Origin of the sequence: Kutzneria chonburiensis, from assembly GCF_028622115.1 — a bacterium.
GTDB lineage: Bacteria > Actinomycetota > Actinomycetes > Mycobacteriales > Pseudonocardiaceae > Kutzneria > Kutzneria chonburiensis.
The window spans coordinates 8,989,778-9,012,000 of the sequence record NZ_CP097263.1 but is presented as its reverse complement, the minus strand read 5'-3'; the positions used below and the strand labels follow the sequence as shown (position 1 = coordinate 9,012,000).

Annotated in this window: 18 protein-coding genes and 1 pseudogene; 9 read left to right on the top strand and 10 right to left on the bottom strand. The window is 69.3% G+C overall.

Features of this window, described 5'->3' with window-relative positions; all coding sequences use genetic code 11:
- Positions 1-305 precede the first annotated feature (305 nt).
- Genes M3Q35_RS41930 through M3Q35_RS41920 form a run of 3 tightly spaced genes read right to left on the bottom strand, consistent with a single transcriptional unit; the run spans position 306 to position 3,105 of the window.
- Positions 306-1,754: a DUF1996 domain-containing protein gene (locus tag M3Q35_RS41930; protein WP_273938134.1), complete on the bottom strand. Its 1,449-nt coding sequence runs from the start codon at positions 1,752-1,754 to the stop codon at positions 306-308.
- Between the two features lie 50 nt (positions 1,755-1,804).
- Positions 1,805-2,584, bottom strand: coding sequence for a DUF4142 domain-containing protein (locus M3Q35_RS41925; protein WP_273938133.1), 780 nt, complete (start codon positions 2,582-2,584; stop codon positions 1,805-1,807).
- A complete protein-coding gene (locus M3Q35_RS41920) occupies positions 2,581-3,105 on the bottom strand; it encodes a hypothetical protein (RefSeq protein ID WP_273938132.1) in 525 nt (174 codons plus the stop codon). Before M3Q35_RS41920 ends, M3Q35_RS41925 begins: the two co-directional genes overlap by 4 nt.
- Before the next feature lie 177 nt (positions 3,106-3,282).
- Between M3Q35_RS41920 and M3Q35_RS41915 the strand changes: the two genes are divergently transcribed.
- Both M3Q35_RS41915 and M3Q35_RS41910 read left to right on the top strand, forming a co-directional pair.
- Positions 3,283-3,828 (top strand): sigma-70 family RNA polymerase sigma factor, encoded by a 546-nt coding sequence (locus M3Q35_RS41915; protein ID WP_052394903.1) that lies wholly within the window; start codon positions 3,283-3,285, stop codon positions 3,826-3,828.
- Positions 3,825-4,730, top strand: a complete 906-nt coding sequence (locus M3Q35_RS41910) for an anti-sigma factor family protein (protein ID WP_273938131.1) — start codon at positions 3,825-3,827, stop codon at positions 4,728-4,730. Before M3Q35_RS41915 ends, M3Q35_RS41910 begins: the two co-directional genes overlap by 4 nt.
- 73 nt (positions 4,731-4,803) lie before the next feature.
- Here M3Q35_RS41910 and M3Q35_RS41905 read toward each other — a convergent pair whose 3' ends face one another.
- Complete coding sequence (locus tag M3Q35_RS41905) at positions 4,804-6,435, bottom strand: S53 family peptidase (protein WP_273938130.1); 1,632 nt, start codon at positions 6,433-6,435, stop codon at positions 4,804-4,806.
- 144 nt (positions 6,436-6,579) lie between these two features.
- On the opposite strand from M3Q35_RS41905, the gene M3Q35_RS41900 reads away from it, so the two are divergent.
- Together M3Q35_RS41900 and M3Q35_RS41895 are read left to right on the top strand one after the other, a co-directional pair.
- Positions 6,580-7,566 (top strand): hypothetical protein, encoded by a 987-nt coding sequence (locus M3Q35_RS41900; protein WP_273938129.1) that lies wholly within the window; start codon positions 6,580-6,582, stop codon positions 7,564-7,566.
- Between the two features lie 156 nt (positions 7,567-7,722).
- Positions 7,723-9,216: an LCP family protein gene (locus M3Q35_RS41895; protein WP_273938128.1), complete on the top strand. Its 1,494-nt coding sequence runs from the start codon at positions 7,723-7,725 to the stop codon at positions 9,214-9,216.
- A gap of 9 nt (positions 9,217-9,225) precedes the next feature.
- Here M3Q35_RS41895 and tatA read toward each other — a convergent pair whose 3' ends face one another.
- On the bottom strand, positions 9,226-9,486 hold the full coding sequence (gene tatA, locus M3Q35_RS41890) for a Sec-independent protein translocase subunit TatA (RefSeq protein ID WP_273938127.1): 261 nt from the start codon (positions 9,484-9,486) through the stop codon (positions 9,226-9,228).
- 796 nt (positions 9,487-10,282) lie between these two features.
- Between tatA and M3Q35_RS41885 the strand changes: the two genes are divergently transcribed.
- The gene (locus M3Q35_RS41885) at positions 10,283-10,753 is read left to right on the top strand and encodes a helix-turn-helix domain-containing protein (RefSeq protein WP_273944680.1); all 471 of its coding nucleotides are present in this window, start codon (positions 10,283-10,285) and stop codon (positions 10,751-10,753) included.
- A 301-nt stretch (positions 10,754-11,054) separates the two neighbouring features.
- On the opposite strand, the gene M3Q35_RS41880 is transcribed toward M3Q35_RS41885, so the two are convergent.
- On the bottom strand, positions 11,055-12,548 hold the full coding sequence (locus M3Q35_RS41880) for a flavin-containing monooxygenase (protein WP_273938126.1): 1,494 nt from the start codon (positions 12,546-12,548) through the stop codon (positions 11,055-11,057).
- Positions 12,549-12,671: 123 nt separating this feature from the next.
- Between M3Q35_RS41880 and M3Q35_RS41875 the strand changes: the two genes are divergently transcribed.
- Positions 12,672-13,250, top strand: coding sequence for a TetR/AcrR family transcriptional regulator (locus tag M3Q35_RS41875; protein ID WP_273944678.1), 579 nt, complete (start codon positions 12,672-12,674; stop codon positions 13,248-13,250).
- A gap of 99 nt (positions 13,251-13,349) precedes the next feature.
- On the opposite strand, the gene M3Q35_RS48660 is transcribed toward M3Q35_RS41875, so the two are convergent.
- The 4 genes and pseudogenes from M3Q35_RS48660 to M3Q35_RS41850 all read right to left on the bottom strand — a co-directional run bounded on the left by M3Q35_RS48660 (position 13,350) and on the right by M3Q35_RS41850 (position 18,635).
- Positions 13,350-14,444 (bottom strand): NADAR domain-containing protein, encoded by a 1,095-nt coding sequence (locus M3Q35_RS48660; protein WP_337960525.1) that lies wholly within the window; start codon positions 14,442-14,444, stop codon positions 13,350-13,352.
- Positions 14,445-14,529: 85 nt separating this feature from the next.
- Positions 14,530-15,516 carry an alpha/beta hydrolase gene (locus M3Q35_RS41860; protein ID WP_273938125.1) on the bottom strand — a complete coding sequence of 329 codons (987 nt, stop codon included), beginning with the start codon at positions 15,514-15,516 and terminating at the stop codon, positions 14,530-14,532.
- A 178-nt stretch (positions 15,517-15,694) separates the two neighbouring features.
- A pseudogene (locus M3Q35_RS41855) lies at positions 15,695-16,747 on the bottom strand (glycoside hydrolase family 27 protein); the annotation flags it as partial.
- Positions 16,748-17,552: 805 nt separating this feature from the next.
- Positions 17,553-18,635 (bottom strand): MFS transporter, encoded by a 1,083-nt coding sequence (locus M3Q35_RS41850; protein ID WP_273938124.1) that lies wholly within the window; start codon positions 18,633-18,635, stop codon positions 17,553-17,555.
- A 190-nt stretch (positions 18,636-18,825) separates the two neighbouring features.
- Here M3Q35_RS41850 and M3Q35_RS41845 point away from each other — a divergent pair, with 190 nt between their 5' ends.
- The 3 genes from M3Q35_RS41845 (at position 18,826) to M3Q35_RS41835 (ending at position 22,188) form a co-directional block, all read left to right on the top strand.
- Positions 18,826-19,371 carry a DinB family protein gene (locus tag M3Q35_RS41845; RefSeq protein WP_273938123.1) on the top strand — a complete coding sequence of 182 codons (546 nt, stop codon included), beginning with the start codon at positions 18,826-18,828 and terminating at the stop codon, positions 19,369-19,371.
- Between the two features lie 68 nt (positions 19,372-19,439).
- The gene (locus tag M3Q35_RS41840; protein ID WP_273938122.1) at positions 19,440-20,042 is read left to right on the top strand and encodes a TetR/AcrR family transcriptional regulator; all 603 of its coding nucleotides are present in this window, start codon (positions 19,440-19,442) and stop codon (positions 20,040-20,042) included.
- Positions 20,043-20,154: 112 nt separating this feature from the next.
- Positions 20,155-22,188: an MDR family MFS transporter gene (locus tag M3Q35_RS41835; RefSeq protein ID WP_273938121.1), complete on the top strand. Its 2,034-nt coding sequence runs from the start codon at positions 20,155-20,157 to the stop codon at positions 22,186-22,188.
- The last annotated feature ends 35 nt before the right edge of the window (positions 22,189-22,223 follow it).

The following is a 22,223-nucleotide window of genomic DNA, read 5'->3' as shown; positions in this document are numbered from 1 at the left end:
GTCCCACACTATCGAGTGTGATGCGGATCACATTCAATTTTGGTCACGATCAGGTTTCAGAATGAAAGTTGATCTTCGCGTATCTCAGCGTTCTCTCAGTTAATGGGTTATCGCTTTCCTGTCGTGTTCACCGAACCCCTTGCGGATGTTGGCAGCCGGTTTACGCCGCGTTCATCGCGGACCGCCGGCACAAATAGACGTAAAACGGCGAACACCCCGCCCGGCTGGCTGCCGGGCGGGGTGTCCGCAGGGTGGGCGTCGTGCTGGCTGGCCGCATACGCGGCACGGCGCCCCGAGGTGGCTCGCTAGTTGTTGTCCCCAAGCGAGCAGGCCGCCATCGAGACCAGGTTGCCCTGCGGCTGCGGGGCCCTCGCCTGGTTGAACAGGTTGAGGATCTGGTTGATCAGGAACTGCCGGTTGTTCTGCAGCGGACCCATGATCGAGTTGTTCACGAAGTCCTGCGTCGCCTGGCTGCCGGCCGCCTGCAGCCGGTTGTTGGCGTCGTTGAGGAAGTTGTCCATCTGGTCGAGGTCCTGGGTCACCGAGGACTTCACCGACGCCGGGATGGCCGGCATCTGCTGGCGCACGTCCGGGCAGGTCACCTTCTGGTTGGCCGCCGGCTGGCCGCCGTTGTTCTTGCCGCCGCCCGTGTTGCCACCGTTGTTGCCGCCACCGCCGTTGTTGCCACCGCCGTTGTTGCCACCGCCCTGGGGCTGGTTCACGCACTGCTGGCCGTTGTTGATGCAGTTGACGACGCCGCCCATCTGCTGCGCGTTCATCAGCAGCTCGGTGTCGGCGTGGTCGGTCGCCGGGTTGTGCAGCTGCCCGTCGAAGCCGTCGACCGCGAACACCGAGCCGTTGGGGATGGCCTGGTACACCAGGTCGTACTCCAGCGCCGGCACCGCCTTGGTGCCCTTGGGGCACTGGCCGTTGGCCTTGGGGAACACGATGTGCGTGCGGTGGTTGGCCGAGTCGGTGTTCTTGCCGTCCCAGCAGGACGCGAACTTCATGATCCGCTCGACCGAGCTGCCCTGCGGGCACACCGGGTACTTGTTGGTGAGCCGGTTCTCGAAGCCGGTGCAGGTCCAGGTGGCCTTGGCGTTGGTCGGCCCGTTGGTGACCTCCTTGGCGTCACCCATGATCGACCGCAGGAACTTCGGCGCCGCGCTCACCTTGCTGGCGCCGCCGCTGGTGAACTTGATCGTCGCCGATGACGGCTCGACCAGCCGGCCGATGTTGCCCTTGTCCGGGCCCTGCTGGGTGTTCTGCTTGCCGTTGGCCTCTTGCTTGATCCGGATGACCGGCCAGTAGTAGGTGGACTTGTCGCCGTTGGCGCAGGTGGTGCCGCCGGCGTCGAGGCTGCGGTCGTTGGAGCGGGCCGTGGTGGTCCGGTTGCCGACGTAGTCGTGCACGTGCAGGGCGCCGTGGTCGAGGCCCGGCGTGACGATGAAGTTGTCGGAGTTGTGGTGGTTGTTCTGGTTGGTGCCGCAGTCCTCGGTGAAGGTGCCGCTGGCGCCTGCCGTCTTGGTGTTGTTGTTGGGCTGGACCTTCTTGATGTCGATGAAGTCGTTGGCGAACGGGCCGATCTTGTCCGAACCCGGCTTCGGCGCCTTGGCCAGCAGGGCCTGCACGCTCTTCATCTCGGGCGAGTCGCCGGTGGCGGCGAACGAATCGCCCGCGCCTGCGGCGACTGCGATGCCTGCGGCCGATCCGGCGGCCAACACGAGGCCGCCGATCACCGCGGTCAGCCGCATCCCGCGGGACCAGGGCGTCCTAGTTTTTCCGAACACTGATTCTCACCTCGTCATGCGGAGTTGACGACCCTGCGGATGATCATCACGGTGCCCCAGGCCAACGCGCCGATGAGCAGCACACCGACGAGAACGACGGCCGGTGACGGCCGATCGTCGGTTGGCTGCGCCGTGCTGTTGGCCTGCTGGGTCACCTGCGCCGTCGTCGGGGTGGCGCCGCCCTGGCCGGCTGCGCCGGCCTGGGCCTGATCGGTCGTCTGAGGAAGGGCCGGATCGGGAAGCGAGGCGGAGTCCACCAACCTGGTGTCCTCGAGCACGGTCATGTGCTTCATGACCGTGCCGACCGCGCTCTGAGCGAACTGCTTGATCAGATCGTTCTTGGTCCCCGCACGCGCCGCGGCGACTGCCGTGAACACCTTTCCGTTCCCCTGGCGAGCCAGGTTCACGTAGTCGTGGTCGAAGGTCGCACCCGCCTCGTCGTGCAGCTGCGAGAGCCATCCCTGCTGGTCGGCGTCGGGCTGGCCGGGCAGTTGCACGCCCAGCCTCCCGGCGAGCTGGGCCGCCTGCTGGTTGAGCGCCGTGTCGTCGGCGACCAGGGTCGCGGCGGCCGTGCGGACCACCGCGGCCTGCGCCTGGTTGCGGGCCATGCCGCCGGCCTGGATCTCCCACATGGCCGACTGCATGACCATGGTGAGCACGTCCTGGTCGCTCTGGCTGGCGCTCGAGTTGTCGCCCTGATCCCCCGGCGCTGCCGCATGCGCCACCGCCGCCATGATCGGGGACATCATGGCGAGCACGGCGGCCGCGAGCAGCACGAGGATCCGGGCGATCATGACGTGGTCGCCGCCTTCTTGCCGTCGGGACCGATGGCGAACCACAGCCCGCCCTGGTTCTGCCCGGTGGTGTCACCGGGCTTCTGGTCGGGCGCGTACCGGTACAGCGGCTGGCCGCCGAGCGTCATCTGCTTGGTGCCGTCGGACCGGGTGACCTCGCCGACCAGGCCCTGGCCGACGCCCTGCACGGCGACGGAGCCGTCCTGGGCCGACACCGGCTCCCAGGTCAGCGCGCACTCGCCGTCGCAGGTCGCCTTGGGCGGCGAGGCCGAGTCGTGGCTGAACATGTAGAGGGTGAAGCCCTGGTCGTCCACCACGACCTTGCCGAGGGTGGTGTTGGCCACGCTGAGCACGGCGTTGTTGACCGGGGTGTCGGCGTCCGTCGTGTACGCCGGGGCAACGGTGGCCTCGGCCGCGGTCGCGGCCTGCGACCCGCCCGAACAGGCGGACAGCAGTGCCAGCGGCAGCAGACCCAGCGAGGCGACGGCCGTCATCCGGCCACGGCGGTGGCGCAGCTGCACGGTGGCGTCCTTTCGTGCGGGAGAAGGGTCGCCACTAAGTACTCTGCGCGGCCGGATTCGGCTCATTCGTGGATGCAACCGCTCACATTCACAGTTGACCGTGACAGAAAACTACCGAGAGTGCACTTCCCCAAACACGGTCGTGGCATCAAGATGTCTCCCGTGGTGCGGTACCGGATGACCAGACGCGACCAGCCCGTGGCGGCCAACGCCGCCGGCGGGGACTCGACGCTGGTCACCGCCCTCTACCAGGAACACCGCGGCGCGCTGTTCGGCCATGTGCTCCGGCTGACGGGCGGCGACCAGCAGTGGGCCGAGGACGTGGTGCAGGAGACCCTGTTCCGGGCCTGGCGCAATGCCGACAAGCTCGACGACGCCCCCGGCCTGCTCCGGGCGTGGCTGTTCACCGTCGCGCGCCGAATCGTGATCGACGGACGGCGCAGCAAGGGCGCACGCCCGCCGGAGACCGAGGCCGGGCCGCTGGAGATGGTGGCGGTGCCCGACGGCACGGACAAGGCGCTGTCGGCCATGGTGGTGGCCGAGGCGCTGCGCAGCCTGTCGCCGGAGCACCGCGAGGCTATCCTGCAGACATACCTCAAGGACCGGACCGTGAACGAGGCGGCCGAGGTCCTCGGGGTGCCGCCGGGCACGGTGAAGAGCCGGGTGTACTACGCACTGCGGGCCCTGCGGCGAGCCTTGCAGGATCGGGGGATGACCACATGACATCGCCGACCGACCACGTGGACGTCGCGGCCTACGTGCTGGGGGCACTGGACGAGTCGGACAACGCCCTGTTCGAGCGCCACCTGGCCACCTGTCCGCGCTGCCAGGCCGAGCTGGACGAGCTGTCCGGCCTGCCGTCGCTGCTCGACCAGGTCCGGGGCAGCGGCCTGCTGGCCGACCTGCTCGGCGACGACATGCCCGGCGCGTCGCGGGGCAGCATCGCGCCCGGCACGGGCCTGAGCACGCCCCCGCCGATGCTGGGCAACAGTGGGGCCTTCCCGACCGCCGGCGGCGCCTTCCCGGGCAACGCGAACCCGTTCCCCAGCGGCCCGCCCGCGCCGCCCCGGCACAGCTCCCGTCAGCAGCTGGGCGGCATGCCCGACCTGTCGGACTTCCGGCCGGCGCCGCAGCTGCCGTCGCCGCCGCGGATGGAGGACAAGGTCCTCCAGGGCGTGATGGTCAACATCGCCGACGCCCGGCGCAAGCGCAGGCGCACCTTCGTGCTGGCCGCGGCCGCCGCGGCCGTGCTGATCGTCGGCGGTCCGCTGCTCGCCCTCGGCGTGACCGGCGCGTTCGGCGGCGGGCCCGCGGAGACCATCCAGGCCAGCAGCGGTCCGGTGACCGCCAAGGTCGGCCTGACCGGCGACGACCACGGCACCGAGGTGTCGTTCGAGCTGACCGGGGTGAAGGGTCCGCTGGACTGCACGCTCTACGCCGTGTCCAAGGACGGCAAGACCCGCCGCGCGGTGAGCAGCTGGACCGTGGACGCCAAGGGCTACGGCAACGACCAGAACCCCAACTCGCTGCGCATCGACGGCAACGTCGCGATCGCCCGGTCCGATCTGGGCCGGCTGGAGTTCGCCCGCGAGGGCGGCCCCGACATCCTCGACATCACCGTCTGAGCTCTCACCCCGCGTAAACGTCTGTGGCGCACGGCTTTCGCCGTGCGCCACAGAGTTATAACGATGATCTTGATCAGCCCAGCAGGGCATCACCGAGCGTGACTCCGTTGGGGGAGCCCCAGCCGGACGCCATGTCGAACCCGGCACCGGCCTGATAGAAGCGGTTGTCGCCGACTGTCACGTCGTTGACAGCCGCGCCGGCCAGTGCGTACAGCTTCGGGTTGAGCTGGCCGATGCGCAGCTTGCCGAGGATGCCGGCGCGCTGGTTGATCAGCGTCAGGTATGAGGCCCACAGCGGGGCCGCCGCGCTGGTGCCGCCGTTGCGGCCCCAGGCGCCCTGGATGTAGACGGAGTACTCGCCGCCGGAGGCCGCCGCCGACACGTCCGGCACCTGCCGCTTGCCGTCGCCGGTCTGCCACAGCGGCTTGTCGAACACCATCGACTGCCCGCCGCCGCCGGCCCAGCCGCCACCCTGGTTCCAGGTCGTCTCCGAAGCTCGCGTGCCGTCGGCGTTCAGGGTCAGCTTCGTGCCGCCGACGCTGGTCACGTACGGGTTGGAGCCGGGGAAGTCCACCGCCAGGTCGGCCGCGTGCTGGGTGTTGGCGTCCCGCTCGCAGTCGTAGGCGCCGGCGTCGCCGCCGGCCGCGAAGAAGGTCATGCCCTGGGCCGCGGCCTGCTTGGCCACCGCGTCCACCGCCTGCATCGACGCCAGGCTGCGGTCGTACTCGCACAGGCCCCAGCTCGACGAGACCACCGGCACGTTGTCGGCGACCAGCGTGTTCCACAGGTCCACCTCGGCCGCCGTGGTGTTCGGCGCGGTGTAGACGACCAGGTTGGCCTTGGGCGCGATGGCGTGCGCCACCTCGATGTCCAGCTCCACCTCGGCCTGGGCCGAGTCGCCGTCGGTGTTGCCGCCGTCGATGTTCTTCACGGTCGGCGGCGAGGTCGGCAGGTTGTACTGGTGGTCGAAGGTGTCGATGTTGGCCTGGTCGAACTTGCCGTACTCGAACAGCGCAAGGGTCTGACCGCTGCCGTCGGCGTCCAATCCGGACAATCCGTAAGCTGAGCGCAACTCGGACGGCGTGTAGCCGCCGCCGGGGCCGCTGCCGACCTTGGGGCCGGACACCTCGGCGGTCTGCCGCTGCGGCACGTAGTGCTCGTCGAGGCCGGTCACGCCGCTGACCAGCGAGGCCAGCGAGGTCGGCACCTTGGGCGTGGAGTCGGCGGCGGCGAAGTCGCGGCCGAGGCCGGCATCGTGCCAGCGGGCCAGCGAGGTGTTGAAGGCGGCGCCCAGCTGGTCGGCGGTGCCGGTGGCGTCCACCGTGAGCCGGTTGGCGCTGACACCCGTGACCTTGAGGCCACGGGAGCGCAGGTAGTCGGTGACGCGGTTCACATCGGACTGCTTCGGTCCGAAACGGTCCCGAAACTGTTGCGGCGTAACGTACTTGGCCTGACCCTTGGCCTGGTCGGCCAGCAGTCGGTCCAGTTCGGACTGGTTGCGCAGCTTCAGGCTGACCGCGACGGAAATGCTCTGCGACCCGGGTAACGCCCCGGTTCTCACCGCTCTGTCGAGTCCGGGCACGACGCTCGCGACCAGCGGCGAGAACGCCGGGGTCGGCTGGGCCAGCGCGGGTGCTCCGACGCTGACCAGCGACAACGGACCTACGGTGAGGATCGCGACCATGGTGTGGCGGGACAGGGCCACTTGCACTCCTTCGAGTGGTATCGATCACTCAGCGCCCCCTAAAATAGACCAGTCCGACGCAGGCACTGAGCGAACGGGTGGAATTGCCCGTTCGGGACGCCCGGTGTCGCGTACGGACCGTCGCCGCTTGGGAGGTACCCCGACGTGACTCGCACCTTCGCCACCGCACTGGACCTCGGCGCCACCCCGGAGCACGAGGAAGAGCTGGCCGAGGTGCTCCGCAGAGGGCCGTTCCACCTGGCCCTGCAGGCCGCCATCGCCGCCAGCGGGCTCAGCCTCGAGACCATCCAGCGCCGGCTGCAGGCCCGTGGGCACGAGGTCAGCGTGGCCAGCCTCAGCTACTGGCAGCGGGGCCGCAGCCGTCCCGAACGGGCCAGCTCGCTGGAGACCGTGCGCAGCCTCGACACCGTGCTCGGGCTGCCGGCCGGCTCGCTGATGAGCCTGCTCGGGCCGGCCCGGCCCCGTGGCCGCTGGGCCAACCACGTGCCCGGCTCCGTCGGCTACGCCGAGCTCGGGCACAGCGACCGGACGATGCAGATGCTGTCCGACACCATCGACCCCGAGACCAACCAGCGGTTGGAGACCCTCAGCCACCACCAGGACCTCTACCTGGACGAGGACGGCCGCGGGTATCGGATGGCCGTGCGGCGGGTGCTGCGGGCGCGGGCCGACGGGGCCGACCGGATGCTGGTGATGAACGTCGGCGACGACCCCGAGGCCGGCAGCCCGGTGTTCACCGCCGGCGTCAACTGCGTGCTCGGGCGGACCGTGTACGACGCCGAGGAGGACGTCACCGCCGCCGAGCTGCTGTTCCACCGCAAGCTGGCGCTGGGCGAGACCTACCTGGCCGAGTACGAGATCAGCGGCGTCAACCCGAAGGTGCGCACCACCGAGCTGACTCTGGGCTTCCGGCAGCCGACCCGGGAGTGCGTGCTCCAGGTCGTCTTCCACCCCGATGCCGTGCCCGTGCGGTGCTATCCCGTCTGGCAGCCCCAGGCCAAGCCGGCCGCCCCCGGCAGGCGCAACCGCCGCGAGGAGGCCGAGCAGCGCATCGAGCCCAACGGCAGCGTGCACGTCGCCCTGGTGGACATTCCGGCCGGGATGTACGGATTGCGGTGGGAGTGGGAGTAGCCCCTCCGACCCATCCGGGTGGCACCCGGTCGCGTCCGGTAGCCGATCTTTCCGACCGGGTATAGAACCGGTGCGGGCCGGTCGGCAACCTTCCCCGCTATGTCACGTCTTGGCAACGGGGGCGCGGCGTGGCCCCGGGCGTGGGAAGGGGCAGGCGTGAACGACCGGTACCGGTACAGCGGCTCGTACCGCCGCCCGGCACGCCCCCGCAACGGCCTGCGCAACGCCAAGATCGCAGTGACCATGGCCTCGGCGCTGACCCTGGTCCTGACCTGGTTCGGCTACACCCAGTTGCAGCAGATCAACAGCGGTCTGACCACCGCCGACGTCATCGAGTCCGGCACCAGCACCGAGTCGCCGGCCGACGGCTCCGAGGACATCCTGCTGGTCGGCATGGACTCCCGGACCGACGCGCAGGGCAACCCGCTGTCGCCGGACCTGCTGGCCCAGCTGCACGCCGGCGGGGACGACGGCGAGTCCAACACCGACACGATGATCTTGGTGCACATCCCCAACGGCGGCGCCCGGGCCACCGCGATCTCCATTCCCCGCGACTCGTACGTCGACATCGCCGGCGGCCACGGCACCCACAAGATCAACTCGGCGTTCGCCTGGGGCAAGAACGCCGTGCTGGGCAGCCTGCGGCAGCAGGGTTTCTCCGGGGCTCAGCTGGAGGTGCGGTCCAACCAGGAGGGCGCCAAGACCGCCATCCGCACCGTGCAGGACCTCACCGGCGTGACCATCGACCACTACGCCCAGATCAACCTGGCCGGGTTCTACGACATCACCCAGGCCATCGGCGGCGTGCAGGTGTGTCTGCGCAACCCCGTCGACGACGACTTCTCCGGCGCGCACTTCGGAGCCGGCGAGCAGACCGTGTCCGGGGCGTCCGCGCTGTCGTTCGTGCGGCAGCGCCATGGGCTGCCCGAGGGCGACCTCGACCGGATTCACCGGCAGCAGGCGTTCATGGCCGGCATGGCCCAGAAGGTGCTGTCCGCCGGGACCCTCACCGATCCCGACAAGCTGGCCGCGCTGGCCGACGCCGTCAAGAAGTCCGTGGTGCTGGACCAGGGCTGGGACCTTGTCGGCTTCGCCCAGCAGCTGCGGGGGTTGACCGGCGGCGCCACCCAGTTCAGCACCATTCCGATCGAGGCCATCTCGTACGTGACGCCGCAGGACGGCGATGCCGTCAAGGTCGACCCGTTCAAGGTGCGCAGTTTCGTGCGGGGGCTCACCGAGACCACCACCACGAAGGCACCGCCCGCGATCACCGTGGACGTGCTCAACGGGGCCGGCGTTGCCGGGTTGGCCGGGCGGACCATGGACCTGCTCGCGGCCAAGGGCTACGGGCGTGGGGACACCGGCAACACCGCTACGCGGTCGTCCACCCTGGTCACCTATGGCACCGACGGCGAGGCCGACGCGCGCAAGGTCGCTTCGGACCTCGGGTCCGGCATTGCCGTGTCCCAGGAGCCCAGCTTGGCCGGTGGCCATGTCGAGGTCTACCTGGGCAGCGACTATCGCGGGCCCGGGGCCCAGGGGTGGGCCGGCGTTGGTCAGCTGGCGCTGAACGGCTCGGCCCTGCGGGCCGGTCCTACCACCGCTTCCGACGCGCCGATCACGGCGGACGGCGTCACCTGCGTGAACTGACTCGCAGGCTCAGGACTGGACGTTGCCCTGCTGGGTCGTGTTGTGCTGCTGGGCGCTTGGCGGCTGCGGAGCCGGGTTGAGCTGCTGCTGCGGAGCCGGCGGGGCCGTGTCTTCGGCCTTGCCGTCCTTCGCGCCCATCTCAGCCTTGAAGATCCGCAACGACTGCCCGATCCCGCGAGCCGCGGACGGCAGTTTCTTCGCGCCGAACAGCACCACGATCACCACAAGGATGATGACCAGGTGAGTTGGGGTGAACAAGTTGAATGGCATCGCCATCCAGCCTAACTCACGCCCGGGCCGGAACAAGCCCGCCAACCGGCCGTGCCCCAAGTTGTCCACATCCGGCCATCCGCGACACCGCGAAGGGCCAGGCCCACCCGGGCCGCCCGCAGCACGGCACGCCCTCCCACCGGCCGGCCGCACGGCACGCCCCTCCAACCCGGCCGACCCGCCACACGGCACGCCCTCCCGCCAGCCGGCCAGCCACACAGCACGCCCTTCCACCTCCGCCGCCCCGCACTCAGCGCCACCCGCCCGCTCGCCGGGTTGCCGCCCCGCCACGCCCGGGACACCCGGCGCCCGACACCTCGGTTGCCCGGCCGGCCCCGGCCGCCGCTCGCCCGCCACGTCTGCTGCCGCCATCCCGCCGTGTAAGACCTCAAACCGGCTTAGGGTCTTACACCGGCTGATGCGCCGGTTCCCGGTCCGCCGGGTCCCCGTCCCGATGCCCACGCCGGCTCGCTCTTCGCCGGGCCGCTCGTCGCCACGCCGCCGGTCCCCTGCACCGCCAGTCCGCCACGTGGCCGGTCCCCTGCACCGCCGATCCGCCACGCCACGGGTCTGCCGGTCCGCCACGCCACTGGTCCGCCGGTCAACTGCTCCCCTGAACCGCCGGTCCGCCGGTCAGCTGCTCCGCTGCTCCGGTGCCCCGCCGCCGGCCACGCCACCCGCGCCACCGGTCCGGTGGGCCTACCCTTGCCGCCCTTGCCCCGTTCGGGTGACACCCTTGTCTGAAAAGTTCTCGGGAAACCGCGTAATGAACCGCTCCGTGCGCGCTCTCACCATCGTGCGGATCGACCCGATGACATACCAGCGCGTGCTCGGCGACGAGCTACGCAAGCTGCGCAAGCAACGCGGCTGGACCAGGAAGGTGCTGCAGGGCAGGCTGCAGACCGAGGTCTCGCTGCAGACGCTGGCCACCTACGAACTGGGCACCAGGCAGTGCTCGGTGGTCCGGCTGGCCGAGATCTGCCTGGCCCTCGAAGCCCTGCCGCACGACCTGCTGGCCCGCGTGCACGGCCGCATCTTCACCGACGCCCCCGGCGAGCACATCCGTCTCGAGCTCGCCCGCGTGGTGGAAGACGCCCAACCCGAGCTGCTCCCGCTGCGCCGCTGGGCCCGCGACCGCCTGCGCGCGGCCGGCGCCCGGACCGCGGAGGTCCAGCTCGACCTGCCCGCCCTGGAACAACTGGCCGAGCTCTGCGGGGTCGACACCGTCGACCTGATGGGGCGGCTGCGCCAGGTCATGACCCGCTGACCGGTCGCCGTCTCCCCGGCGACCGGTCAGCACCGAGTTTCTGACGCCCCGCCCAGCCACCCGCCGCTCTCGCGTCACCCTGCGATCCGCACCGTGACGGGTGGCCTCGGATTTCCGAGGGACGGCCGGCGTCAGGCAAGGCCCCGCGTGTCCCACCACGCGAGGAATCACGCGTGTCCCACCACGCGAGAAGCCGGCCGTGGACCCCACCACGGCCGGCTTCGTTGCGGGAGGCCGATACCCCGATGATCGGGCTCCCGGTTCGCACCCCAGTCAATACGGCCGGCGGTTACGACCCCGATCAGCCCACCGGCGTCGCGGCGCGGGTCGCCGCCAGCAGCTCGTAGTCGGCCAGCTGGACCTTCCTGGTCCGCAGCACGTACTGCCAGACGAAGCCGGGCCACACCGTGCGGTTCACGCCGGCCGAGTCCAGGTACCAGCTCTTGCAGCCGCCGACGCTCCACACGCCCTTGCGCAGCTTGCGCTGGATCTCCAGGTTGAACTTCCGTTGCGGCGCGGGCCGGACGTCCATGGCGGCGACGTCGTGGGAGGCGAGCAGCCCGAGGCACTGCAACACATAGCGGGCCTGGGCCTCGATCATCAGCACCACCGAGTTGTGGCCGAGACCGGTGTTGGGCCCGAGCAGGAAGAACAGGTTGGGAAAGCCGGAGACGCCGATGCCCAGGTAGGTCTCCAGGCCCTTCTCCCGCCACTGGCTGGTCAGGTCAACCCCGTTGCGGCCCTTGATGTCCAGGTAGTCGAAGGCATCGGTGACGTGGAAACCGGTGCCGAAGATGATGGCGTCGACCTCGTGCTCGACGCCGTCGGCGGTGACCACGGAGTGCTCCCGGACCTCGGTGACGCCCTCGGTGACCAGGTCCACGTTGGGGCGGTTGAAGGTCGGGTAGTAGTCGTTCGAGATGAGCACCCGCTTGCAGCCCATGGTGTAGTCGGGCGTGAGCTTGCGGCGCAGCTCGCGGTCGTGCACCTGCTCCTTGATCTGCTTGCGCACGGGCTGGGAGGCGAACTTCATCAGCTTCGGGTTGAAGGTGAACGCCAGCGCCCGGGAGTCCAGTGCCCAGAACAGCGCGGTTCGGCGCAGCCACTGGGTGGCCGGCAGGTTGCGGAACAGGGTCTTCTCGACCTTGTTGACCGGCCGGTCGGCCTTCGGCATCACCCAGGCCGGCGTGCGCTGGAAGAGGGTGAGCTTGTCGACCTGCTTGGCGATCTCCGGCACGAACTGGATGGCGCTGGCCCCGGTGCCGATGACCGCGACGCGCTTGCCGGTGAGGTCGTAGTCGTGGTTCCACTGCGCCGAGTGGAAGCTCTCGCCCTGGAAGCGCTCCATGCCCGGCAGGTCCGGGACGGACGGGATGTGCAGCGCGCCGATGCCGGCCACGATGGCGTCGGCGGTGTAGGTGTCACCGCTCTCGGTCCGCACCGTCCAGCGCTTGCTGTCGTCGTCGAAGACCGCGCCGGTGACCTTCACGCCGAACCGGATGTGCCCGCGCAGGTTGTGCTTGTCGGCGCAGATCCGCAGGTAGTCCCAGATCTCCCGCTGGCCCGCGTACAGCCGGCTCCACTCCGGCTTCTGCTCGTACGAGAAGGAGTACAGGTGCGAGGGGATGTCGCAGGCGCAGCCCGGGTAGGTGTTGTCCCGCCAGGTGCCGCCGACGTCCTCGGCCTTCTCCAGGATGACGAAGTCGTGCCGGCCGGCCTGCTTGAGCTGGATGGCCATGCCGAGCCCGGAGAAGCCGGTGCCGATGATGACGACGCTGGTGTCCTGCCCGCCCATGTCCCGATTTCCCTTCGTCGACCTCGGCTTGCACCTTAACTCGCCAGTAGGTTACTACGAGTAGGTTACCTTGGGTAGACTCGTCCCGTGACGAGCGCAGCCGACACCGGCCGACGCAGGCGGATGCCCCGCGCGGCCCGCAAGGCCCAGATGCTGGCCGTGGCCGAGGAGGTCTTCGCCGAGCGCGGCTACCTCGCCGCCTCCATGGACGAGATCGCCGAGCGGGTCGGTGTGTCCAAGCCCATGCTCTACGAGTACTTCGGCTCCAAGGAGGGCCTGCTCGTCGGCTGCATCGACAAGGCGCGGACCGAGCTGCGCGAGGCCACCGAGCAGGCCGTCATCCACGCCGACAGTCCCGAGAACATGCTGCGCCTCGGCCTGCTGGCCTTCTTCCGCTTCATCGCCGAGCGCCGCCAGTCCTACGGCCTGCTCCGGCACGAGGCCGCGGTGACCGTGCCGTCGGCCGTCGAGGAGATCGAGGCCATCCGCCGCCAGCAGACCGACCTGATGGTCGGCTGGATGGGCCTGGCCCTGCCCGCCGCCGACCCCCTCGAACTCGAGGCCGCCGCCGAGATCCTGGTCGGCTCCTGCGAGCGCCTGGCCCAGTGGTGCGAGCGCCGTCCCGAGGTCACGCCGGAACGCGCCACCGACCTGCTCATGGCCGCGGTCTGGACCGGCCTCTCCGCCCACGCCGCCCCCTGACCCACGACCCGCCCACCCCCGCGAGTCCCGCCCACAGTCACACCGAGATGCTGAAACGGATTCGGTATTTCGATGTGACGCTAAGCGGGACTCGCGGGGTTAGCGGGGGTGGTCGACGGACCAGGCTGTCCGGGCCGCCCAGTGTTCGGCGCGGCCGAGGATTTCGTCGATGAGGTCGCCCTTGGCTTCGGCGTACTGGTTCATGTCGAACCAGTCCCGGGTGGCGAGGTCGCGTTTGAGCTTCTCGTAGGCGAGGCGGTCGGCTGAGCTGGTGCGGAGCCAGTCGCGGAACAACAGGTGGTCGCGTTCCCACTTGCCGCCGGTGGGACAGATGTGCACGTGCACGTCGAACTCGGCGGTGCGGACCATGCGATGGTCGGGCTGGCGCACGCGTAGGTGGTAGCCGGCGGCTTCGAGTTGGGGTAGATAGGTCTCCTCTCGGTTGGCGTCGGCGACGCTGACCTGGATGTCGACGACCGGCTTGGCGGCGAGGCCGGGCACGGCGGTGGAGCCGATGTGGTCGATACGAAGGGCGTTATCTCCCAAGGCTTTGCGGATACGTGAGCGTTCGACGCGGAAGCGCCGGGCCCACCCGCGGTCGTGGTCGAGGATGGTGATGTCCCGCTTCTCCCGGCCACCAATGAGACTGGCGCCGACCAGCTGCTCACGAACGGCCATGAGCACGAACCCGAGCAGGTTCGACCCGAGCCACGTGCGCGGCGAGGCGGTGCGCTCGTCGTCGGCGGCGAGGCCGATGCCCCAGATCCGGTCCAGGGGCGAGGCCTCGACCAACACCCGGTCAGCGGTGCCGAGCAGGTACCGGCCCAGCAAGGCGTGCTGCCCGAACTTGGCCAGGTTGCCGGCCACGACCAGGTCGAAGCGGCTGGCCCTCCACACCTCCTCGTCATAGCCGCGAACCTCACGGCCGAGGTTCTTGGCCTCATTCGGATGCCGAGCCCGCAGTATTCGCGCGGCGGTGTCCTCGTCGCCGAACAGCAAGGCCTTGCGGTGCATCATGAAGTGCTCGGCGGTCGGGAACACGAGCCCGTCGACGGTGAACTCCGCGGGCCACCACTGGCTCAGGCACGAGGCGCCGATCCGCCCGTCGTGCCGTGGCTCATGGCCCCAGAAGCACACGTACTTGAGCCGCTGCCCGGCGTCCTCGGCACGGATCAGGTCCTCGACGCTGCTCATCACCACATGGGCTGTCCTACCACCAACCGGCGGTCCGGGTCCCACGCATTTCCGGTACTGCGGCGAAGGTCTACAGAGGACGGTGTCAGGTCATGGGCGTCACCCCGATCGCGGACATCAGCATCGGGAACGACACGTGCAGCTCCCGCTGCCAGTACGGCCAGGTGTGTGTGCCGGGCCCGTACATGTCGAGCGTGGCCGGGATGTGCAGCCACCGCAGGCGGTCGATCAGCGCGGACGTCTCCGCGCCGTGCAGGGCCTCGCTCTGGTTGAACCCGGTCCCGGGCGGGTCCAACGGGCCCGGCTGCCCATTGCCGGAGGCGATGAACAGCTTGGTGCCACGCAAGGCGAAGGCCAGGTCGGTCGGATTGTGAGCGGCCCAGACGAGCCGCTGCCGCACCGGATCTCCCCACAGGGCGTCGGGATCGTGACCGTTGCTCGTCACGATGGTGATGACGTTGGTGATCGACTCCTGGGACAGCAGGGTGTCCAGCGCCCCGCTGTAGGAGGCGGCCGCCTGGAACATGCCGGGATGCCGCGCCGAGTAGTCGAACGCGCCGAGCCCGCCCATCGACAGGCCGGCGATGGCGCGCTGCTGCCCGGCCCGGTAGCCGCGTTCGAGCAGCTGCCGCAACTCCACGGTGTGGAAGGTTTCCCAGGCCGGACCGCTCAACCAGTTCGAGAAGTAGCCGTCCGGTCCGGCTTCGGGCATGACCACGAGCACGTCGGTGCCGGCGGTCAGCGCGGCCACGTCGGTCTGCCGGGTCCACGACGTGTAGTCGTCGCAGCACCCGTGCAGCAGGTACAGCACCGGCCAGCGGGTGTTCGGCCGGACATCCCAGTCCGGTGGCAACAGCAGCCGGGCTTTGGCGGTGCGACCCAACGCAGGCGACTGGATGGTCAGATCCAGGGTCCGCGGGGCGACCACGGTCTGGCTGACGACCGTGGCTCCGTCGTCGGCCGTCACCTGTTGCGCCGCCCCAGCGTTCGAGGCGACCGAGCCGGCCACCAGGCCGACCACCACCAGCGCCACCCCGATCAGGAGGCGCCAGATCACCGCACGTGTCCGCATGGCAACACCGTGACACATGAAGCTGGCAGTGCCGGCGATCCTGTCCGGGGCGGGACAGAACGGCACCGGGTTGGCCGAGTGAACCAGGTCGGGAAAGCGGCGTGTTCCTGGGGTTTCACGCCCCAGGAACACGCCGTTCGGGATTGTCAAGTGGGGTGCTTGAAGATCAGGTTCAGTGCACGCGGAAGACGACGGTGCCGTGGGCGGGGACCGAGGCGCTGATCGATCCCGTGGTGGTGGACTTGGCCTTGGACCACAGGTCGGTCAGCGAGTGCGTGCCCGAGGAGGCACCGATCGCCGACAGCGTGGTGGAGATCTTGGCCGTCGCGCCGGTCTCGTTGAACAACGCGACGGCGATGTCCCCGTCGGCCAGCGGCTTGCGGATCACGTGCAGGCCGTTGACTGAGGAGATCTCGTTGCCCTGCACGCCTTTCACGTCCTGGTCGAGGGCGATCACGTCGGCGTTGCGCAGGATGGCCAGCGTGGCCGACGAGGCCTTGCGGATGTCGGAGCCGATCAGCAGCGGCGCGGCCATCATGGCCCACAGCGTGAAATGGCTGCGGTACTCGGTGTCGGACATCTTGCCGTTGCCGACCTCGAGCATGTCCGGGTCGTTCCAGTGCCCGGGCCCGGCGTACTTGCCCAGCTTGATGTTGGCCTTGTAGATCGACAGCATCTTCGCGAACGAGTCGTTGATGTCGCCGGTGGTGCGCCAGGAGTTGCCGACCGGCGCGGCCCAGGTCCACGGCTGGTTCTGGCCCCACTCGCAGATCGAGTACAGGATGGGCCGGCCGGTGGCGGCCAGCGCGTCGCGCATGGCGGTGTAGCGCTTCTTGGCGTCGACGCCCTGGTTGTTGCAGTTGTCGTACTTCAGGTAGTCCACGCCCCACGACGCCCACAGCGCGGCGTCCTGCTTCTCGTGCCCGAGCGCGCCAGGGAAGCCGGCCTTGTTGCACGTCTTGGTGCCGGCGCTGGTGTACAGCCCGAACTTCAGGCCCTTGCCGTGCACGTAGTCGGCGACGGCCTTGATGCCGTGCGGGAAACGGTTCTTGTCGGGCACCAGATTGCCCTTGCTGTCCCGGCTCGACTGCGCCCAGCAGTCGTCCAGATTGACGTACTGGTAACCGGCGTCCTTGAGGCCGGTGGACACCAGGGTGTCGGCGATGCCCTCGACGAACGCCTCGTTGAACTGGGCCCCGCACTGGGTCAGGTTCCAGTTGTTGAAGCCCATCTGCGGGGTGCGGGCCAGGCCGTTGTCCAGGGCGAGCGCCGGGGCGGCCCCGAGCACCCCCGACCCGGTCAACGCCACGACCGCGGCCAGCGCGGTCAGCACAGTCCTGCGCACGTTGTTCCTCCAGCTTGTCGGCTTGGACGTGCGCGGCGGCGACGGGCGACCGGGTCAAAACGTAGGAGGTCGTTCCCGTCAGCACAAGGATCAGTGGCCGATATGCCACCTTTGGCCGGCAGACATCGGAGCGGCGGTGCTCCGGTCGGCGTACCGGCAGGTAGTTACGAAGGATCCGAACGACTAGGCCGAACAGGTGGCACCGTGAACGCGCACGGTGACGCTGCGCGTTCGCTTCGTGGTCAAACCCGACGCTACTACACCGATGAGTTAGTTGTCCCTTAACGAAATGGAGTATTGAGCACGCCGCCGTCTGGTGGCTGAATGAACCCGACACGGATCCGCTCGCCGGACCGCTCGAAGTCGAAAGGGTGACCCGCGCCATGCCACTGGCCCCGCCGGACATCGACCTCGTCGATCTCCCGTTCGGGACGGCTGCTCCCCTTTCGGTTAACACCACCCTTCACCTTCTCGGGTGACGAATGTGTCTTCACCGCGCCGCGGGGTTACCCCGCGCAGCAGCCCTGCCGTCCGGCCGGGAACCGAGACCACAGGAGGTGCTATGCCAGCAGACCCGGACCCGCGACTGACGGAAACACCAGTTCGAGGACGCGACGGCGTACTCAGACAGGCGGCGTCCACCGCACGCCGGGTGGCGGTCAATCCCAACCGCTGACCCGACGCCGGCAGTTCAGCGCGCGTCCTTGCTTCCGGTGGGGAGGGCCCCAGGGCCACGGTGGCCCTCTCGCCGGGAGTCCGCCGCGAGACCGATCGCGGCAGTGATCAGCACGACTACCGCCAATGCCGCTGTGACCTGCGGCAATGCGTCGGGCCCTGCCGTGACGAGCACCGCGCCGCCGATCACTCCGGCCAGGCCGATGCCGAGAAAGCCGGCCGTTTCGTCGAGCACCGGATCGGCGATCAGCGCCCGGGTTGACGCGTCCGCCGCCCCGGCCGACGCACCCCAGAGCGCCAGTGCGGCCGCCGTGCCGGCCATCGAGCCGTGAATCAGCGGCAGTGCCGCAACGAATGCGGCGGTGAGTGCGACAGACGCCACCAAAGCCGATCTCGTGCCACGTCCTCGCGCGGCCAGTGCGCCGATCACGACCCCTGCGCCGCCGGCCAGGAACAACCCTTCAACGGTCGGACCGTGTAAGCCTGCGACAGCCGCCAACACTGTTGTGAGCAGCGTAAACGTGGCGATCCCGCCAGCTCGCAAGATCACCTTCAGTCCGGCGGCGAGCAGCACCTGCGGATAACCGATCGAGTGACGATCGATCGTGGACGGCGGTACGCCGAGTAGCGCGTCGGCGACGCCGATCGTGGCCAGGACAGCCAGCAGCACGAACACCGCCCGATAGCCCGCCTGGTCCGCGATCACCGCCGCCAGCGGCGCTCCGAGCGCGGTTCCGACGGCCAGTCCGGCGGCCAGACCCCGACCGCCGACCCGTACCACGAAAGCCGCGCCGACACCGAGCACAATTCTCGCGGCGAGCAGCAAGAAGAAATTACCGGCGAATACCGAAAGGCCGTTTCCGACGGCCAGCATGACCAGGCCGATCGGGAGCAGTCGACCGCGATCGACCCGGCCGATGAATGGCAGAACAATCGTGCAGGTCATTCCGAAAACCGTGAGCAATTGCGCCGCTTCGGCATCGGAAACGTCGAGTTCGATGGTCAGCGACGGCACCAGTCCGGCGACCGAGAACACTGCGCACCCGACCACAAATCCGCCGAGCGCGGCCGCCGAGCGGCGAATCGGGATGTCCGACATGGCGGCAATGGGCTCCGTGATGGCAATTGAACTGTTCGGGTGACCGACTGCCGTCCACGCTACGCCGAACGGGCCGCACCGCGAGGCGGGTGAATCCCACTGCGCGGCCGGCTCGAACGGGCGATCCGGCTCGTCGCCGCCACTCGATCAGCCGAGGGCGGAGGCAGGTCGGCGGGCGCACACTCAGCCGATGGACCGCCAGGCCGTTCACCAGGAGATGGAACGAGCCCGCGCGACGTTCCACGAGCTGCTGGACTCGGCGTCCGCCCGCGACCTGCGTCGTCGGTCGGCGGGCACACTGTGGTCGAACAAGCAGCTGCTGTTCCACATGCTCCTCGGATACCTGATCGTGCGGGCCCTGCGGAACCTCGTCGTGTTGTTCAGCCGGCTGCCCGAGCCCGTCGGCCGGTCGTTCGCACGGCTCCTCAACGCGGTGACCGTGCCGTTCGACGTGGTCAACTTCGCCGGGGCGTGGCTCGCGGGCACGATCCTGCCGCGGCGGCTGCTGGCCGGCCTGTTCGACCGGGTGATCGCCGCACTGCACCGGCGGCTGGATCACGAATCCGACGCGACGCTGGCCCGTCGGATGGCCTACCCCACGCGCTGGGATCCGTTCTTCCGCGAGGTCATGACCCTGGCGCAGGTCTACCACTTCCCCACCCAGCATTTCGACTTCCACCGCGCCCAGCTCACCCTCAGCCGGCAAGGCCGAGGCGGTGGTGAGCAAGGGCTGTAAACCCGAGGCGGCGCGGCTGGGTCGGTCAGCCGGGCCAAGGAGCGCAGGGCGGCAGTACTGTCCCCGGAATGTCGTCCCCACCGCGTAGACGCGTCCCGCTCGACACCCCGGAGCGCCTGACCGAGGTGCTGACCGCGGCGATCGACGTGGTGGCGGAGGTGGGTTACGAGCGTTTCAACATGGACCTGGTGGCGCAGCGGGCGCACGTAAGCAAAGGCAGCCTCTACCAACGCTGGCCGTCGAAAGCGCATCTGATCGTGGCGGCGCTGGACGCCAATCGGGTGGAGGTGGAGGCGCCGGACACGGGGGCGTACCTGAGCGACGTGCGGGAGCTGGCGAAGCGGTGGCTGCGCACCGAGGTGCCGGGCGATCGGAGAGGGCTGCTGCTGGCGCTGCTGGAAGGCGGCCGGCGTGACCCGGAGCTGGTGCGGCTGATGAGCGAACAGCTCGGCCAAGGCGGCGTGAGCCCGATGACGGTGGTGCTGGAAGCGGCCGAAAAGCGGGGTGAGCTGCCGGAAGGCGTGGATCTCGAGCTGCTCGGCGAGCTGCCGATGGCGCTGGCGGTGGCCACGCTGCTGTTCAAGGACCAGCCGATGGACGAAGCGCTGGTGGATCGGATCGTGGACGGGCTGCTGGCGCCCCTGCTGGGTCGGCCAGATCACAGGCAATAGAACAGAACTGTTCTGTACTCTCGAACCCGGGACCTCACCTCTCCGGGTGACGTCCGCTGCGGCGGACGGCTCGGTGCGGTGAAGTCGGAACCGACCGGGACGAGGGGGCGACATGGCTGCCACCACCGCAGTCGAGCCGGACACCGCGAGCGTCGGCCGCGGCCGGACGAACGCGATCTTCGGAGTGGTGCTGCTCGGCGTGCTGCTGGCGGCACTCGACCAGACCATCGTGGGCACGGCGCTGCCGACGATCGTCGGCGACCTCGGCGGCGCGGGCCACCTGTCCTGGGTGGTCACCGCCTACCTGCTGGCCGAGACGATCATGACGGTGATCGTCGGCAAGTTCGGCGACCTGTTCGGCCGCAAGCGCATGTTCCAGCTGTCGGTGGTGATCTTCGGCGTCGGCTCGTTCTTCAGCGGCTTCGCCGACTCCATGACCTGGCTGATCATCTGGCGCGCGGTGCAGGGCATCGGCGGCGGCGGACTGATGGTCACGGCCACCGCCCTGATCGCCGACTTCATCCCGCTCCGCGAACGCGGCAAGTACCAGGGCATCCTCGGCTCGGTGTTCGGCGTGGTCACGGTGGGTGGCCCGATGCTGGGCGGCCTCTTCGTCGACCACCTGTCCTGGCGCTGGGCCTTCTACGTGAACATCCCGCTGGTCGTGGTGGTGCTGATCGTCGCGGCGGCGGCCATGCCGTCGGTGAAGGCGGCCGTCAAACCGGTCGTCGACTACCTGGGCATCCTGCTGATCGGCCTGGCCGTGACCGGGTTGACCCTGGTCACGAGCTGGGGTGGCACCACCTACGCGTGGAGCTCGCCGGAGATCATCTGGATGTCGGTCGGCTCGGTCGTGCTGCTGGGCCTGTTCGTCGCGGTCGAGCTGCGGGCCAAGGAACCGATGCTGCCGATGCGGCTGTTCCGCAACCCGGTCTTCACGGTGTCCGGCATCCTCAGCTTCATCGTCGGCTTCGCCATGCTGGGCGCGCTGTCCTTCCTGCCGACGTACATGCAGTACGTGGAGGGCACGTCGGCCACCACCTCGGGCATCCGGCTGCTGCCGATGGTGCTCGGCCTGCTGGTGGCCTCGATCGTGTCCGGCAACATCGTCAGCAAGACCGGCCGCTACAAGATCTTCCCGATCCTCGGCAGCTTCGGCATCAGCGCCGGCCTGTACCTGTTGTCGCTGCTCACGCCGGACACCGGCATCGTGCTGTCCTCGCTGTACATGCTGGTCCTCGGCGTGGGCATCGGCCTGGCCATGCAGGTGCTGACGATCGCCGTGCAGAACACCGTCGACTACGCCGACCTGGGCGTGGCGACGTCGGGTGTGACGTTCCTGCGTTCCATCGGCAGCTCGTTCGGCGCCGCCATCTTCGGCTCCATCTACTCGAGCCAGCTGACCGACAACCTCGGTGCCACGCTGGCGCGAAACCCGCTCCCCCAAGGCGTTGATCCGCACGTGACGGCCGTGCCGTCGCTGTTGCACGCGCTACCAGACGTCGTTTCGCGGCCTATCGTGCAGGCATACGCCGATTCGTTGCACACGGTGTTCCTGTACGCGGTGCCGGTCGGCCTGCTGGCGCTGCTGGTGTCGTTCTTCCTCAAGGAGATGCCGCTGCGGGACACGTCGCGGGCCAGCGCGCCCGAGCTCGGCGAGGCGTTCGCGATGCCCGAGGCGCGGGACTCCGACCGCGAGCTGGAGCGGGCCATCTCCACGCTGATGTACCGGGAACGCCGCAAGGCCGCGCCGGAGATCCTCGGCCGGTCCGGGACGAGCCTGGACGAAGGCGGCGTCTGGTGCCTCATGCGGGTGAAGTTCCAGCACAAACTGCACCGCCCGCCCACCGTCGCGGCCATCGCCGAGAAGCACCGGCTGCCGGGCAAGGTGCTCGAGCCGGCCTTCTTCGCGCTGGAGTTCAGCGGCTACCTGGAGCGCCGCGGCGAGGAACTGGACCTGACCGAACGGGGGCAGGCCGAGTTCGGCCGGCTGGCCGACGCCTGGCGGGGCTGGATCGTGGAGCGGCTGGCCGACTGGCGGCCGAAGAGCCGGGAGGACCTGGACGCGGCGATCGACCGGGTGGCCGCCCGAATGATCGAACAAGCGGGCGATGAACAGCGACAAGGTAGGCACGCTTTGGTGTAAGACACGGTTGGCGGTCACCCGATCGGTGTAGCGTC

Excerpts from the sequence above, each read along its gene's own strand:
- M3Q35_RS41930 (WP_273938134.1), bottom strand. The coding sequence starts at position 1,754 with ATGCGGCTGACCGCGGTGATCGGCGGCCTCGTGTTGGCCGCCGGATCG.
- M3Q35_RS41925 (WP_273938133.1), bottom strand. The coding sequence starts at position 2,584 with ATGATCGCCCGGATCCTCGTGCTGCTCGCGGCCGCCGTGCTCGCCATG.
- M3Q35_RS41915 (WP_052394903.1), top strand. The coding sequence starts at position 3,283 with ATGACCAGACGCGACCAGCCCGTGGCGGCCAACGCCGCCGGCGGGGAC.
- M3Q35_RS41910 (WP_273938131.1), top strand. The coding sequence starts at position 3,825 with ATGACATCGCCGACCGACCACGTGGACGTCGCGGCCTACGTGCTGGGG.
- tatA (WP_273938127.1), bottom strand. The coding sequence starts at position 9,486 with ATGCCATTCAACTTGTTCACCCCAACTCACCTGGTCATCATCCTTGTG.
- M3Q35_RS41880 (WP_273938126.1), bottom strand. The coding sequence starts at position 12,548 with ATGGGCGGGCAGGACACCAGCGTCGTCATCATCGGCACCGGCTTCTCC.
- M3Q35_RS41875 (WP_273944678.1), top strand. The coding sequence starts at position 12,672 with ATGCCCCGCGCGGCCCGCAAGGCCCAGATGCTGGCCGTGGCCGAGGAG.
- M3Q35_RS48660 (WP_337960525.1), bottom strand. The coding sequence starts at position 14,444 with ATGAGCAGCGTCGAGGACCTGATCCGTGCCGAGGACGCCGGGCAGCGG.
- M3Q35_RS41860 (WP_273938125.1), bottom strand. The coding sequence starts at position 15,516 with ATGCGGACACGTGCGGTGATCTGGCGCCTCCTGATCGGGGTGGCGCTG.
- M3Q35_RS41850 (WP_273938124.1), bottom strand. The coding sequence starts at position 18,635 with ATGTCGGACATCCCGATTCGCCGCTCGGCGGCCGCGCTCGGCGGATTT.
- M3Q35_RS41845 (WP_273938123.1), top strand. The coding sequence starts at position 18,826 with ATGGACCGCCAGGCCGTTCACCAGGAGATGGAACGAGCCCGCGCGACG.
- M3Q35_RS41840 (WP_273938122.1), top strand. The coding sequence starts at position 19,440 with ATGTCGTCCCCACCGCGTAGACGCGTCCCGCTCGACACCCCGGAGCGC.
- M3Q35_RS41835 (WP_273938121.1), top strand. The coding sequence starts at position 20,155 with ATGGCTGCCACCACCGCAGTCGAGCCGGACACCGCGAGCGTCGGCCGC.